At 64.5% G+C, this 13,590-nt stretch carries 12 protein-coding genes and 1 tRNA gene; 8 read left to right on the top strand and 5 right to left on the bottom strand.

All coding sequences use genetic code 11. The annotated features are described in order from the left end of the window. Positions 1–114 precede the first annotated feature (114 nt). On the top strand, positions 115–1,596 hold the full coding sequence (locus tag ACI0FO_RS27685) for an aminotransferase class I/II-fold pyridoxal phosphate-dependent enzyme (protein ID WP_416031799.1): 1,482 nt from the start codon (positions 115–117) through the stop codon (positions 1,594–1,596). 281 nt (positions 1,597–1,877) lie between these two features. Here ACI0FO_RS27685 and ACI0FO_RS27680 read toward each other — a convergent pair. The 3 genes from ACI0FO_RS27680 to ACI0FO_RS27670 all read right to left on the bottom strand — a co-directional run bounded on the left by ACI0FO_RS27680 (position 1,878) and on the right by ACI0FO_RS27670 (position 4,450). Beyond that, positions 1,878–1,954: transfer RNA gene (locus ACI0FO_RS27680), tRNA-Pro, on the bottom strand. 205 nt (positions 1,955–2,159) lie between these two features. Continuing rightward, complete coding sequence (gene ispB / locus ACI0FO_RS27675; RefSeq protein ID WP_416031798.1) at positions 2,160–3,125, bottom strand: octaprenyl diphosphate synthase; 966 nt, start codon at positions 3,123–3,125, stop codon at positions 2,160–2,162. A 170-nt stretch (positions 3,126–3,295) separates the two neighbouring features. Next, positions 3,296–4,450, bottom strand: coding sequence for a fumarylacetoacetate hydrolase family protein (locus ACI0FO_RS27670; protein ID WP_416031797.1), 1,155 nt, complete (start codon positions 4,448–4,450; stop codon positions 3,296–3,298). Positions 4,451–4,592: 142 nt separating this feature from the next. Between ACI0FO_RS27670 and ACI0FO_RS27665 the strand changes: the two genes are divergently transcribed. The 5 genes from ACI0FO_RS27665 to proB all read left to right on the top strand — a co-directional run bounded on the left by ACI0FO_RS27665 (position 4,593) and on the right by proB (position 8,831). Further along, entirely contained in the window at positions 4,593–5,351 is a 759-nt protein-coding gene (locus tag ACI0FO_RS27665) for an IclR family transcriptional regulator (RefSeq protein ID WP_416031796.1), read from the top strand. Positions 5,352–5,635: 284 nt separating this feature from the next. Next, a complete protein-coding gene (rplU, locus tag ACI0FO_RS27660) occupies positions 5,636–5,947 on the top strand; it encodes a 50S ribosomal protein L21 (RefSeq protein ID WP_006216228.1) in 312 nt (103 codons plus the stop codon). Positions 5,948–5,981: 34 nt separating this feature from the next. Next, entirely contained in the window at positions 5,982–6,242 is a 261-nt protein-coding gene (gene rpmA, locus ACI0FO_RS27655) for a 50S ribosomal protein L27 (protein ID WP_105558808.1), read from the top strand. A 260-nt stretch (positions 6,243–6,502) separates the two neighbouring features. Then, positions 6,503–7,639, top strand: a complete 1,137-nt coding sequence (gene obgE, locus ACI0FO_RS27650; protein ID WP_416031795.1) for a GTPase ObgE — start codon at positions 6,503–6,505, stop codon at positions 7,637–7,639. A gap of 55 nt (positions 7,640–7,694) precedes the next feature. Continuing rightward, complete coding sequence (proB, locus tag ACI0FO_RS27645) at positions 7,695–8,831, top strand: glutamate 5-kinase (RefSeq protein WP_416031794.1); 1,137 nt, start codon at positions 7,695–7,697, stop codon at positions 8,829–8,831. Positions 8,832–8,849: 18 nt separating this feature from the next. On the opposite strand, the gene ACI0FO_RS27640 is transcribed toward proB, so the two are convergent. Further along, complete coding sequence (locus ACI0FO_RS27640) at positions 8,850–9,491, bottom strand: transcriptional regulator (protein ID WP_416031793.1); 642 nt, start codon at positions 9,489–9,491, stop codon at positions 8,850–8,852. 142 nt (positions 9,492–9,633) lie between these two features. On the opposite strand from ACI0FO_RS27640, the gene ACI0FO_RS27635 reads away from it, so the two are divergent. Further along, complete coding sequence (locus tag ACI0FO_RS27635; protein WP_416031792.1) at positions 9,634–10,062, top strand: helix-turn-helix domain-containing protein; 429 nt, start codon at positions 9,634–9,636, stop codon at positions 10,060–10,062. 136 nt (positions 10,063–10,198) lie between these two features. Here ACI0FO_RS27635 and ACI0FO_RS27630 read toward each other — a convergent pair whose 3' ends face one another. Continuing rightward, positions 10,199–10,762, bottom strand: coding sequence for a SecDF P1 head subdomain-containing protein (locus ACI0FO_RS27630; RefSeq protein WP_416031791.1), 564 nt, complete (start codon positions 10,760–10,762; stop codon positions 10,199–10,201). Between the two features lie 328 nt (positions 10,763–11,090). On the opposite strand from ACI0FO_RS27630, the gene thiC reads away from it, so the two are divergent. Continuing rightward, positions 11,091–13,004, top strand: coding sequence for a phosphomethylpyrimidine synthase ThiC (thiC, locus tag ACI0FO_RS27625; RefSeq protein ID WP_416031790.1), 1,914 nt, complete (start codon positions 11,091–11,093; stop codon positions 13,002–13,004). The last annotated feature ends 586 nt before the right edge of the window (positions 13,005–13,590 follow it).

Raw genomic sequence — 13,590 nt, 5'->3', positions numbered from 1 at the left:
TTCCGGTTTCGAACTGATGGGAGAAAGGCTAGATAGTGCTCGTCGCGGTGCGCCGCGACGGCAACAGGCGGGCCCTGGGTTAAGCTGCACAGATCGTACTTTTTCCTGTCTGTTATGCAGCACAGTTATGCGCTTGTCGCTTCGCGGCTGAAAGTCGCCATCCGCACCTCGGAATACGCCGTGGGCGAGCGCCTGCCCTCCGTCCGCGAACTGGCGGCCACGCATGGCGTCAGTGTGTCCACCGCCACCCGCTGCTACCGGGAACTGGAGCGCGAGGGCTATGCGGAAGCGCGCTACAAATCCGGCATGTACGTGGCGGACTGGAAGGCCTTGCACCAGGCCCGCCGCGGTGCGCCCGCAGCGATTGCCGCCCCCGTGCCCATGGAATATGACCAGCTGGCGTCCCTACAGCACCGCATGACGCAGCTGTACGCGCTGACGGCGCAACCGCTACCCTTGGCGCTGCACCTGGCCAGCGCGGCGCCGGAATGGTATCCCGGCGATGCCCTGGCGCGAATCGCGCAGCGCCACTTGCGGCGCGATCCGTCGGCGCTGGGCGCCTACCCATCCGGCACTGGCCTGCCGGCGTTCAAAACCGAGCTGATCGCCCATCTGGCGACCTGCGGCATCGACGCCGCGCCCGAAGACGTGTTGATCACGAATGGCGCCACCGAGGCCATGCAGATCGCGCTGCGGTCCGTGGCCAAGCCCGGCGACACCATTGCGGTGGAGTCCCCGGTGTACTTCGGGCTGCTGCAAACGATCGAAAACCTGGGTTTGCGCGCGTTGGAAGTGCCCTGCGCCCCCGGCCAGGGCCTGAGCCTGGAGGCGCTGGAATACGCGCTGGAACATCATGGCGGCGTGCGGGCCGTGGTGGTCATGCCGTCATTCCAGAACCCGCTGGGCGATTGCATGCCAGAGGCCGCCAAGCAGCGCCTATTGAAGATTGTGCGGCGCCACGACCTGACGCTGATTGAAGACGATGTCTTTGGCGACTTGGGGCACAAAACCAACCGGCCACCCGCCGTGAAAGCCTGGGACCGCGATGGCCGGGTGATCTACTGCGGTTCGTGCAGCAAGAGCATGGCGCCCGCGTTCCGCGTGGGCTGGGTGCTGGGCGGCCGGCATCATCGCCAACTGGAATCGCAGAAGATCAGCAGCTCGCTTGCCGCGCCGTTGCTGGAACAGCAGGTGCTTGCCGACTACATGAAATCCGGCAAGCTGCCCGCGCACCTGCGCAAACTGCGCGCGCGATTGGCGTCCGTCGTGCCGCTGGCCCGGGATTGCGTCCGCCAACACTTCCCGGCGGGCACGCGCGTGCGCGGCCCCGACGGCGGCTGGTGGCTATGGCTGGAACTGCCCGACCAAACGGATACGCTGGCGCTTTTGCGCACGGCGGTGCAGCACGGCATCGCCTACACCCCCGGCACGCTCTTTTCCGCGTCGGGAAAATACGGCCACTGCTTGCGGCTGAACATCGCCCGGCCCTGGACCCCCGCAATGGCCGCCGGCTTGCGAGCCCTGGGCGAGTCGGTGGTCACCGATTATCTGGCCGACCGCGAGCAGCCCGGCGATCAGACGCGCGAGAGCCTCTGATGCTGAAATTCATGCTCGATACGAACATCTGCATGTTCAAGGCTTTGTCCTGGTGACAAACAACACCCGCGAGTTCGCCCGAGTTCCCGGCCTTCGTCCGGAGGATTGGACAGTCTGATTCAACGGAAAACTTGCGACGCGATCGACACGGCTTCGTTCTGCTGCCGCCCAACAACCTACCAGCGTAATTCCCGAACGCAAAAAAGCCGGCCCGCTTGCGCGATACCGGCTTTCAGCTAAAAGTGTCGGGAAACACTTTCAAAAAATTCGACCACATCAAGTGGTCGGGGCGAGAGGATTCGAACCTCCGACTCCTGCGTCCCGAACGCAGTACTCTACCAGGCTGAGCTACGCCCCGAGTCTTACTATCTAGGCATCTCTGCCCACCTGCTTGCTCGGCTACGCTCAGTGCAACCAAACATCTTCGCTGCTTTTTACTTCTCTTTCACTACCAACAGCGACCGCTATTAGAACCTAAATTCGGTTTTTTTGAAAATCGGGTTTTTTCAACCCGCTTTCTGGAAACCTTCTTGAAGTTCGAAGCGCCTGCGAACTCTGCCGCGCTAGCGATCTCTATTCACCGCGAAAGCGCAGAATTCTAGCAGAGAATTCAGGAAAGGGGAAACGGGGTACGCGGACAAGGCTTCGCGGGCACGATCGGCTTCGGCCACGGCGGCCAGGCGCGCGTGCTCCAGCGCGTCGGTCGCCTGGATGGCGGCAGCCACGGCGGCAAAGTCGGCGTCGCCCGTCTTGATGGCGTCGCGGATCAGTTGCTGTTGTTCAGGCGTGCCTACTTCCATCACGCGGATCAGCGGCAGCGTCGGCTTGCCTTCGCGCAGGTCGTCGCCCACGTTCTTGCCCAGGGCGGCGGCGTCGCCGCTATAGTCCAGCACGTCGTCGACCAGTTGGAAGGCCGTGCCGACGTGGCGGCCGTAAGCGGCCGCGGCGGCTTCCTGTTCGGGCGTTGCGCCCGCCAGCACGGCGCCGACCTGGGCGGCCGCTTCAAACAATTTGGCGGTCTTGTAGCGCACCACTTGCAGGTAGCGCTCTTGCGACACGTCCGGGTCGTGCACGTTCAAGAGCTGCAGCACCTCGCCTTCGGCGATCACCGTGGTGGCCTGGGACAGGATGCTCATGATGCGCATCGAGTCGGCCTCGACCATCATCTCGAACGAGCGGGAATACAGGTAATCGCCAACCAGCACGCTGGCGGCGTTGCCGAAGACGGCGTTGGCCGTGTCCCGGCCGCGGCGCAGGTCGGATTCGTCCACCACGTCGTCGTGCAGCAAGGTGGCCGTGTGGATGAACTCCACGACGGCGGCCAGCAACTGGTGATGCGTCCCGTCGTAACCCAGGGCGCGCGCCACCATCAGCACCATGGCCGGGCGCATGCGCTTGCCGCCCGCGCCAATGATGTAGTCGCCGATCGTGCGGATCAGCACCACATCGGAATTCAGCCGATCGCGGATAACCGCGTCGACAGCCTTCATATCGTCAGCAATGGGGGCAATAAGCGCGGGGAGGTTCAAGACGTATCCGACAAGTGAAACGAGCCGCGTGGGGGCTCTTACCGCTGGGCCCGCCAGGGACGGCGGGGGATTCGACCAGCGATTATACGGGGTGTTACGGGGGGCCGGCGGCCGCGTCCGCCCCGCGTCCACCCCGTGCGCGCGCCCTCCTGCCCCGCCCCCGGATCCCGTTACAGGCCGCGCCCCGCCAGATTGGCGTAAAGCGCGCGCACCCCAAAGGTCCACGGCGCGATTTGCGTGCTCAGCTGCACCTCGTTGACCAGCGCGCCGATGCGCTCGGACGCAATCACCACGCGGTCGCCCAGCTTGTGCGTGAAACCCGTCCCCGGCCCCTTGCGGTCCTGGCTGGGCGAGAACATCGTGCCCAGGAACAGCATGAAGCCGTCGGGATACTGGTGGTGCGCGCCGCAGGCCTGGCGCACCAGATCAAGCGGATCGCGGCTGATTTCGCGCATGTGGCTCACGCCGCTCAGCGCGAAACCGTCCGCGCCGTCGATGCGCAGCGACACGTCGGCCTGGCGGACACTGTCCATCTTGAAGCCGCCGTCGAACAGGCGGATGAAGGGGCCAATGGCGCACGACCCGTTATTGTCCTTGGCCTTGGTCAGCAGCAAGGCGCTGCGGCCTTCAATGTCGCGCAGGTTGACGTCGTTGCCCAGGGTAGCGCCCACGACCTCGCCCCGACTGTCCACCGCCAGCACGATTTCGGGTTCCGGGTTATTCCACTCGGACTCCGGCAACACCCCGATCTGCGCGCCGAAGCCCACCGACGCCATCGCCGGGGCCTTCGAGAAGATCTCGGCGTCGGGCCCGATGCCCACCTCCAGGTATTGCGACCACTGCCCGCGCTCGACCAGCTCGGCCTTCAGTTTCATCGCCTCGGCGGAGCCGGGGCGCAAGCGCGACAGGTCCGAGCCGATCAACGCTTGCATCCGCACGCGGATCTCGTCGGCGCGGCTGGCATCGCCGCCCGCCTCTTCTTCGATCATGCGTTCCAGCAAACTGATCGCGAAAGTGACGCCGGCCGCCTTGACCGGTTGCAGATCGCACGGCGCCAACAGGCGCGGCCCGTCGCCGCCTTGCAGCGTGGCGGCCATCAATGCCCGCACGTCGCCCAGCGATTCCCCCTTCGCGTTCCGTGCCACTTCCACGCGGTCGGCGCGGTCCAGCAGGTCTGCCACGGTGGGTGCGGCGGCGGTGATATCGAAGACTTCGCCGTTGCGCACCACCACGACGCTGGGGCCGTTCACGGGTGCGGGGCGCCATACCCGGCCCACAAGCAGGGCTTCTGGCAGGTCGGACGGCAGCGTGTCTTGCTGGTTCATGTTGTCTCCTCGCGTGATGCCTGCCGTCGCCGGGTATTGCCCGCGATCCGGCATTCGTTGGGTGGAAGACGAGTCTAGGGGAATGGCTTTATCATGTCCAACATCCTGATATTCATTCCAATATATTGGAAAACCTGCCGTCATGACCTTTGAATACGACGTCCCCGCGATCCGACGCACGCACGACATCCTGCGGGTGCTTGCCAGCCGCGGCACCCCGGTCAAGGCGGCGGAACTGGCCAAGACCTGCCAGCTGGCCAAAAGCACGCTTTATCTGCTGCTGGATTGCCTGGAACAGCGCCGCTGGATCGAACGCAAGGACGGCGGCTATATCGTGGGCATCGAATTGATGGCGCTGGGCGCCGCCTATCTGCGCCACGACGGCGTAACGGCCGCCTTCCATGCCGCCGCCAGCGAGTTTGTCGCCCGCTGCAACGAGGTCGTGCAACTGGCGGTGCTGGAAGGGTTCGACGTGGTCTACCTTGCCCGCGAAGACGCCCGCCGCCCCGTTCGGCTGGTGTCCGAGCCAGGCATGCGGCTGCCCGCGCACGCCTGCGCGCTGGGCAAGGCGCTGCTGGCCAGCCTAAGCCCCGACGAGCTGGCCGCCCGCCTGCCGGCGCAACTGCCGCGCGTCACCGACCGCACGCTGGCCACCCCGGACGCGCTCCACCGTGAACTCGAACAGGTGCGCCAGACGGGGCTGGGCCAAGACCGCGAGGAAATCGCGGCGGGCCTGGTCTGCTATGCCGCTTATGTGGGCGTGACCCCGTTGGGCAAGCGGGTCGCGGTCAGCACGTCGATTCCCACCGACCGGCTGGACGACGCCCACCGGCGCGACGTAATGGAAGGCATCCGCCAGGTGGCGCGCCACATCGCGCTGCGGGTGATCCCGCCGGCTTGAAGCCTGGGCGCCACACCTAAGCCCTTAGCCTGCAACGGCTTTTTGACTTTTGAAAAGTCCCGGGCTAATATCCTGGATTCGGTCAGCAATGCCCGAATTACGTCGGTTGTCCGCGTAAACCCTCTGGGTACTTCCAAGCGCTACGGCGCTTGAAAGCACATAGCCGCTTTCCTTCTTGCCAGGTTCTGGCGCCAAGACATGAAGGCGATCTTTCCAGGGCGGCCATCCCACCCAGCAGGGCGGGTCACGCGGATAGACCCATTTACCTATTTAAGGAACACCCCATGTACGCGGTCGTAAAAACCGGTGGCAAGCAGTATCGCGTTGCCGCTGGCGAAAAACTCAAGATAGAACAGATACCGGCAGACATTGGGCAAGAAATCACCCTGGACCAAGTGCTGTCCGTGGGCGAAGGCGACCAACTGAAAGTTGGCACGCCCCTCGTCTCCGGCGCTGTGGTCAAGGCAACGGTTCTTGCGCAAGGCCGCCACGACAAGGTCAAGATCTTCAAGATGCGCCGTCGCAAGCACTATCAGAAGCGTCAGGGCCACCGTCAGAACTACACCGAAATCCGCATCGAAGCCATCACGGCTTAAGAAGCGACTCGGTACCACTTAGCAGGAGCTAAACATGGCACAGAAAAAGGGCGGCGGCTCTACGCGAAACGGACGCGACTCAGAATCAAAGCGTCTGGGCGTCAAGACTTTCGGCGGTGAATTGATTCCCGCTGGTTCGATCATCGTGCGTCAGCGCGGTACGCGCTTCCACGCTGGCGTGAACGTCGGCATGGGCAAGGATCACACCTTGTTCGCGCTGATCGACGGCAAGGTTCAATTCGGCTTCAAGGGCGCATTGAACAAGCAGACCGTTTCGATCATCGCTGCCGAGTAATCGGACAAGCACGGTCAGGGCACGCGGCTCTACGCGTGCCCGAACGGCAAAAGCCCTGTCGCATGCGGCAGGGCTTTTTTGTCGTTGGGCCACCCCGAGACAAAAGCGCCCCTTTGGGGGGTAGCAAGCACACGAAATGTGTGCAGCGCGGGGGGCTCCTATTTTGTTTTAAGGCACCAGGACGAGTAAGCTCTTCCTTGCCCCCTGGCAGCGCCCCATGACGGGCGGCTGCCCTATTCATCACTACACGCGCAGACACCATGAAATTCGTAGACGAAGCCACCATTGAAGTGGTCGCCGGCAAAGGCGGCAATGGCGTGGCGAGCTTTCGCCGCGAAAAGTTCATCCCCAAAGGCGGCCCTGACGGCGGCGACGGCGGACGCGGCGGCACCATCTATGCGGTCGCCGACCGCAACATCAACACGCTGATCGACTTCCGCTACGCGCGCCTGCACCGCGCAAAGGGCGGCGAAAACGGCCGCGGCTCGGACCAGTACGGCGCGGCCGCCCCGGACATCACCCTGCGCGTGCCGGTGGGCACGGTCATCCATGACGCCGAAACCGGCGAAGTCCTGTTCGACCTGGACACGCACGAGCAAAAGGTCGTGCTGGCCGCCGGCGGCCAGGGCGGCATGGGCAACATCCATTTCAAGTCCAGCTTGAACCGCGCGCCGCGCCAATGGACGCCGGGCAAGGAAGGCGAGCACCGCTACCTGCGCATGGAACTGAAAGTGCTGGCAGACGTGGGCCTCCTGGGCCTGCCGAACGCCGGCAAGTCCACGCTAATCACCCGCATCTCGAATGCGAAGCCGAAGATCGCGGACTACCCGTTCACCACGCTGCACCCCAACCTGGGCGTCGTGCGCACCTCGCCGTCGCGCAGCTTCGTCGTGGCCGACATTCCCGGCCTGATCGAAGGCGCTTCCGAAGGCGCGGGCCTGGGCCACTTGTTCCTGCGCCACTTGGCGCGCACCCGCGTGCTGCTGCACCTGGTGGACGTCTCCACGCCCGACCCGGATGCCGACCCCGTTGAGCAGGCCGTCGTCGACGCGCGCGCCATTGTCGAAGAACTGCGCCGCTACGATCCGGAACTGGCCCAGAAGCCACGCTGGCTTGTCCTGAACAAGCTGGACATGGTGCCCGATCCCGAAGACACCAAGCGCCGCTTCCTTGAGCTCTACGACTGGAAGGGCCCTGTGTTCGCCATTTCCGGCCTGACCGGCGAAGGCACGCAAGACCTGCTCTACGCGCTGCAAGACTACCTGGATGCCGAGCGCGAAAAGGAATACGTGTCGCGTGACCAGGCCGACGGCACCTATGTGGCGCCGGACCCGCGCTTCGACGACACCCGCACGGATGCCGACAAGCCCGCCGCGCCGCGCGCCGCCGACGAATAAGCCATAATCGCAGTCCTTACGATTACGTCTTTCCTCGCCGCAGCCGGCGCCCATCATGTCTGCTGAAACACCCGCCGTTTCCGTCGTCACCCACGCCCAGCGCCTGGTCGCCAAAGTCGGCTCGTCGCTGGTCACCAACGAAGGCCGAGGCCTGGACCGCGCCGCCGTGGCGCACTGGGCCGCACAGATCGCCGCCCTGCACAAGCAGGGCAAACAGATCGTGCTGGTTTCCAGCGGCGCCATCGCCGAAGGCATGGCCCGCCTGGGCTGGCGCAAGCGCCCGTCCGTCATGCACGAACTGCAAGCGGCCGCGGCCGTGGGCCAGATGGGCCTGTGCCAGGCCTATGAAGCGGCGTTCGCCGAATACGGCCTGCGCACCGCGCAGATCCTGCTGACCCACGAAGACCTGGCCGACCGCCACCGCTACCTGAACGCCCGCAGCACGCTGTTCGCCTTGCTGCGGCTGGGCGTGGTGCCGATCGTGAACGAAAACGACACGGTCGTCACCGACGAGATCCGGCTGGGCGACAACGACACGCTGGGCGCGCTCGTCACCAACCTGATCGAGGCCGACACGCTGATCATCCTGACCGATCAACGCGGCCTGTACGATTCCGACCCCCGCAAGAATCCCGACGCCAAGTTCATGTCGCACGCGCAAGCCGGCGACCCGGCGTTGGAAGCCATGGCCGGCGGCGCCGGCAGCGGCATCGGCACGGGCGGCATGCTGACCAAGGTGCTGGCCGCCAAGCGCGCGGCGCATAGCGGCGCACACACGGTCATCGCCTCGGGCCACGAACGCAATGTGCTGACGCGGCTGGCCCAGGGCGAATGCATCGGCAGCGAATTGCGCGCGGTGCTGCCCGTGTGGTCCGCCCGCAAGCAATGGCTGGCCGACCATCTGCGGCTGCGTGGCCGCGTCGTGCTGGACGACGGCGCGGTGCAGGCGCTACTGCGCGAAGGCAAGAGCCTGCTGCCCATCGGCGTCACGGAAGTGCAAGGCGAATTCGGCCGCGGCGACGTCGTGGCCTGCGTGGACAGCCAGGGCCGCGAATGCGCCCGAGGCCTGATCAATTATTCGTCGGTGGACACGCGGCGCATCCTGCGCCAGCCGTCGTCCCAGATCGCCCGCATTCTGGGCAGCATGACCGAACCCGAGCTCATGCATCGGGACAATCTGGTCGTGCTCTAGGCCCGGTTTTTCCGGACTCTAGCTTTGCTGTTCCGGCGCGGGGTGGTGCTGCAAAAGAATATAGCCCCACCCGCGCACAGCCAGCACAGGCAAATCGATATCAAAGCGGCGCGCCTTGGTGCGCAGCCGCGACACCAGGACATCCACGCTACGCGCGCCCTCTTGCGGATGGCCGGGAAAAAACCGATCGCGGCGTAGACATTGGCCCGGGGCATTCAGCAGGCGGACGAAAAAGGCACGCTCGGTCGCGGTCAAGGGCAGGCGCTCGCCTCCTGGCCCGGACAGCACGCGTTCGCCGCCATGCACTCGCCACGCAGGCCCGTCCGTCGCGGGCGGCAGCCGACGCCGGCGCGCATTGCGCAACAACGCATCCCATTCCATCGCCTCCATGCGCACGGAGCTGTAGGCGTCCACGCCGGCCTCCAGCGCTTCGACACGTTCGCGCGCCGAAGCCGCGGGCGCCTGCCATACCACCACGGCATCCGGCGCGGCGCCGCGCAACGCGGCAATCAACTGCGGCACCCGCTCGCTTCGGCCGCGCAGCACCATCGCGTCGACATCCTGCGTGCGCAGGCGGCCCAGGAGTTCGGTTGGCGACTCGCACACGCTGACTTGCCATTGGAACCCACGCAAGGCAGCAACGAAATTATTGCTCGTCATTTCGTCAAGTTGCACGACGAACACACTGCCCCGTTCCCGCATGCGTTCGTACCTCCGAAATTATCACTTAAGTAGTTCTTATAGCCACCAAAGTAAACCATGAGCAAGCTTCAATCGACGCGTGAAGACATTTTCAGACCGATTGAAGCAAACCCGTCTTCTGCGTGGTCACACGCAGAAGACGCTCGCGCGTTTGGCGCGGATTTCGCAAAGTGCAATCGCCAGTTACGAAAGCGGGCTGCGCCACTCCAGCCGTTCGGTGCGCAAACTTGCGCAGATTCTGAAGGTCGAACCGGAATGGCTTGAAACGGGCAAGGGCCCCATGGAACTGCCCATGGAAGGCTACGATCTGTCCGACACCCTTGCCCCTGCGGGCGTTGCCGAGACAATGCCGCGCCCGCCCAAGCGGCGCCGACCTCAGGCGCCCTGGCCTTATCCCAATATCACGCCCTCGCAGTTCGACAGCCTGTCGGCCGACGAGCGCGCAATCCTGGAAGCGCTGACGCTGGCCTTCATTGAAACGGCGCAAGCCCGCCGCACTGTCAAACCGCGCGGACGCAAAATCAGCTGATCCCGGCCCGACCGCCCCCTACCCCACATTGCACACGCCCGTCAGGGCAAAAAAAATCCGCATCGTTCGATGCGGATTTTTGTTATCTACCCGGTCAACACGGGCGGTCAGGTGGGCAATTTTGCCCCACCGGAGATCAGGGCTTGGGCGCCGGTGCGGGCGCCGTGCCGCCTGCGGCGGGCGCCGGCGCGGCGTCACCACGGATCTTGGCGGCGATTTCAGACGCGGCTTGCGCCGAGGCAACGCCAAAGGCCAGCACGCCGCGGTTCAGCGGCTCGGCGATGCTGGGGGCTGCAACCAGTTCCTGGTCGATCACCAGCGCAAGGCGATTGCCCACGTTCTTGGTGCTCACGTCCGTCAACTTGCGGGCGCCGGCTTCGGAAAAGCGCAGACCCACAAAGTTCTGGCCTTGGCGATCCACCAGCGCGGCGGCATCGGTCAAGTCAGCGCGCGTCAGCACGGGCGTCGCTTGCATGTAGAGCTTGCCATCAGGCAGCGAGATTTCGCGCAGGCCGGGTGCCGGCTGCTGTTGCGCCAGATAGAAGTCAACCGACGAAGCGGTGGCCGGCTGCGTGGCCTGTTGGCCGGCTTCGGGCGTGGCCGCGGCACCGGACGACTTGGTCGGGGCGGTCTTGCAACCTGCCAGCGCCAACGTCACAACAACAAGGGCGGGCGCCAATTTGCGGAGGGTCAGTTGCATGCTCGATTCCTTCTTAAGTGGGCTGGTCCCGGCAAGACGACTGCCCGCCGGGCGTTTCATTGGAAAAGTGTACCGAACCTGAATGACACTGTCGCCCCAGACTGAATCCAAATGTAAAGCAGTAATACCAGCCCTCTTCGCAGTTGGCTCTATACTTCGGTTTCGCGCAGGGGTACTCGTCCCGCCTTTCGGCAGGACGTGTTGAGAGAGTCCCTTCGTACCAGTACGGATAATGCCGATGCTGGGAGCCGTATTTCCGCCACGCGTCCCCGCGCGCCTGGCGGAAGTCCATTCCCGATCGGCTCCAACAACTCGCTTGGAGCTTTCCATGAACGCCAATCCCAAATTCCTGGCCGCTACCGCCGAAGTCGACGCGGCGGCCGTCGCACCGCTGCCCAAATCGCGCCGCGTGTATGAAACGGGCTCGCGCCCCGACATCCGCGTCCCTTTTCGCGAGATCGAGCAGGACGACACGCCGACGATGTTCGGCGGGGAAAAGAACCCGCCGCTGACCGTCTATGACTGCAGCGGCCCCTACACCGATCCCGATGCCAAGATCGACATCCGCCGCGGCCTGCCCGAAGTGCGCCGCGCCTGGATCGAAGAGCGCGGCGACACGGAAGTGCTGTCTGGTCCAAGCAGCGACTATGGCCGCCAACGGCTGACCGACCCCAAGCTGACGGCCATGCGCTTCGATCTGCAACGCCCGCCGCGCCGCGCCAAAGCCGGCGCCAACGTGTCGCAGATGCACTACGCGCGCCGCGGCATCATCACGCCCGAGATGGAATACGTGGCGATCCGCGAGAGCCTGCGCCGCGAACACTATCTGCAAACGCTGCGCGACAGCGGCCCCGACGGCGAAAAGATGGTCAAGCGCCTGCTGCGCCAGCACCCGGGCCAATCGTTCGGCGCGGCGATTCCTGCCGCGATTACGCCGGCGTTCGTGCGCGACGAGATCGCGCGCGGCCGCGCCATCATCCCCGCCAACATCAATCACCCCGAAGTCGAGCCGATGGCCATTGGCCGCAACTTCCTGGTGAAGATCAACGCCAACATCGGCAACTCGGCCGTCAGCTCCGGCATCGGCGAAGAAGTGGAGAAGATGACCTGGGCGATCCGCTGGGGCGGCGATACGGTCATGGATTTGTCCACCGGCAAGCATATCCACGAAACGCGCGAATGGATCATCCGCAATTCGCCGGTGCCGATCGGCACGGTGCCGATCTACCAGGCGCTGGAGAAAGTCGACGGCAAGGCCGAAGACCTGACCTGGGAGATCTTCCGCGACACGCTGATCGAACAAGCCGAACAGGGCGTGGACTATTTCACGATCCACGCCGGCGTGCGCCTGCCGTTCATCCCGATGACGGCCGACCGCATGACCGGCATCGTCTCGCGCGGCGGTTCGATCATGGCCAAGTGGTGCCTGGCGCACCATAAAGAGAGCTTCCTGTACGAGCGCTTTGAAGACATCTGCGAAATCATGAAGGCCTACGACGTCAGCTTCTCGCTGGGCGACGGCCTGCGCCCTGGCTCGGGCTACGACGCCAACGACGAGGCGCAGTTCGCCGAGCTGAAGACGCTGGGCGAACTGACGCAAGTCGCCTGGAAGCATGATGTCCAGGTGATGATCGAGGGCCCCGGCCACGTGCCGATGCAGATGATCAAAGAGAACATGGAGCTGCAGCTTGAACACTGCCACGAGGCGCCGTTCTATACGCTGGGGCCCCTGACCACCGACATCGCGCCCGGCTACGACCACATCACCTCCGGCATCGGCGCCGCGCTGATCGGCTGGTATGGCACGGCGATGCTCTGTTATGTGACGCCCAAAGAACACTTGGGCCTGCCGAACAAGAAGGACGTGAAGGACGGCATCATCACGTACAAGATCGCCGCGCACGCAGCCGACCTGGCCAAGGGCCACCCGGGTGCCGCGATCCGCGACAACGCGCTATCCAAGGCGCGCTTCGAGTTCCGCTGGGACGACCAATTCAACCTGGGCCTGGACCCGGACACCGCGAAGGAATTCCACGACGAGACGCTGCCGAAGGACTCCATGAAGGTGGCGCACTTCTGCTCGATGTGCGGTCCGCATTTCTGCAGCATGAAAATCACGCAAGACGTCCGGGATTATGCGGCGGCGCAGGGCGTCAGCGAGAAGGACGCATTGCAAAAGGGAATGCAGGAGAAGTCAGTGGAGTTCGTTAAGAAGGGGGCTGAGGTTTATCATCGGCAGTGATTTTTTTGGGGTTGTGGCGGGCGGTTGAGTTGGGTTCTTGAGACGCCCGGCGTGTCGGTGGCCGCTGGGGCGCGGGTCAACGATTGCGGTCCGGAGCCTTCGCTCCGGACTGCCCCCTTGTCATCCTCGTCACTGCCTTTGGCAGTTCCTTCGGATTCCCTCGGGCTTATCGACGCCCCGCGCCCCACCGGCCACCGACGCGCCGGGCTCTGTCAGGTGCAATTTCACGTCAGCTGGGGCGGGCGGTTTTCTTAAGGTCTTACTCCACAGTGTGGGGTGGTGGAGGATCTTGCGGGGCCCGCTCCCGGCCGGCCGCGCGGGCGGCCTTTGGGAGCTTACGCGGCGTCTTGCGTCGTGATGATGCTGACCGTGCGCCGTAGGATGGGTGGAGTGCGTTCCGGTAGGCCCGAGCACGTGGACGCATGCCGCACGTAACCCATCACGCATGCCGCCGATCCATGCACATAAGGCAGCATCGGTACATGCCTACATGATGGGTTGCGCGCGGTTGTACGGACCGGGGACATGGGTAACAGGTGTTCGGAGACATAGGTAACACTTCTAGCATCACGGTATGGCCGTTTTT

The sequence above is a fragment of the Achromobacter marplatensis genome (assembly GCF_049060505.1).
In the GTDB taxonomy this organism is placed as follows: domain Bacteria; phylum Pseudomonadota; class Gammaproteobacteria; order Burkholderiales; family Burkholderiaceae_B; genus Achromobacter; species Achromobacter marplatensis_A.
The sequence above is the reverse complement of the archived record's forward strand: the minus strand, read 5'-3'. Positions and strand labels throughout refer to the sequence as shown.

Excerpts from the sequence above, each read along its gene's own strand:
- thiC (WP_416031790.1), top strand. The coding sequence starts at position 11,091 with ATGAACGCCAATCCCAAATTCCTGGCCGCTACCGCCGAAGTCGACGCG.
- proB (WP_416031794.1), top strand. The coding sequence starts at position 7,695 with ATGTCTGCTGAAACACCCGCCGTTTCCGTCGTCACCCACGCCCAGCGC.
- ACI0FO_RS27670 (WP_416031797.1), bottom strand. The coding sequence starts at position 4,450 with ATGAACCAGCAAGACACGCTGCCGTCCGACCTGCCAGAAGCCCTGCTT.
- ACI0FO_RS27630 (WP_416031791.1), bottom strand. The coding sequence starts at position 10,762 with ATGCAACTGACCCTCCGCAAATTGGCGCCCGCCCTTGTTGTTGTGACG.
- rpmA (WP_105558808.1), top strand. The coding sequence starts at position 5,982 with ATGGCACAGAAAAAGGGCGGCGGCTCTACGCGAAACGGACGCGACTCA.
- rplU (WP_006216228.1), top strand. The coding sequence starts at position 5,636 with ATGTACGCGGTCGTAAAAACCGGTGGCAAGCAGTATCGCGTTGCCGCT.
- ACI0FO_RS27685 (WP_416031799.1), top strand. The coding sequence starts at position 115 with ATGCAGCACAGTTATGCGCTTGTCGCTTCGCGGCTGAAAGTCGCCATC.
- obgE (WP_416031795.1), top strand. The coding sequence starts at position 6,503 with ATGAAATTCGTAGACGAAGCCACCATTGAAGTGGTCGCCGGCAAAGGC.
- ACI0FO_RS27640 (WP_416031793.1), bottom strand. The coding sequence starts at position 9,491 with ATGACGAGCAATAATTTCGTTGCTGCCTTGCGTGGGTTCCAATGGCAA.
- ACI0FO_RS27665 (WP_416031796.1), top strand. The coding sequence starts at position 4,593 with ATGACCTTTGAATACGACGTCCCCGCGATCCGACGCACGCACGACATC.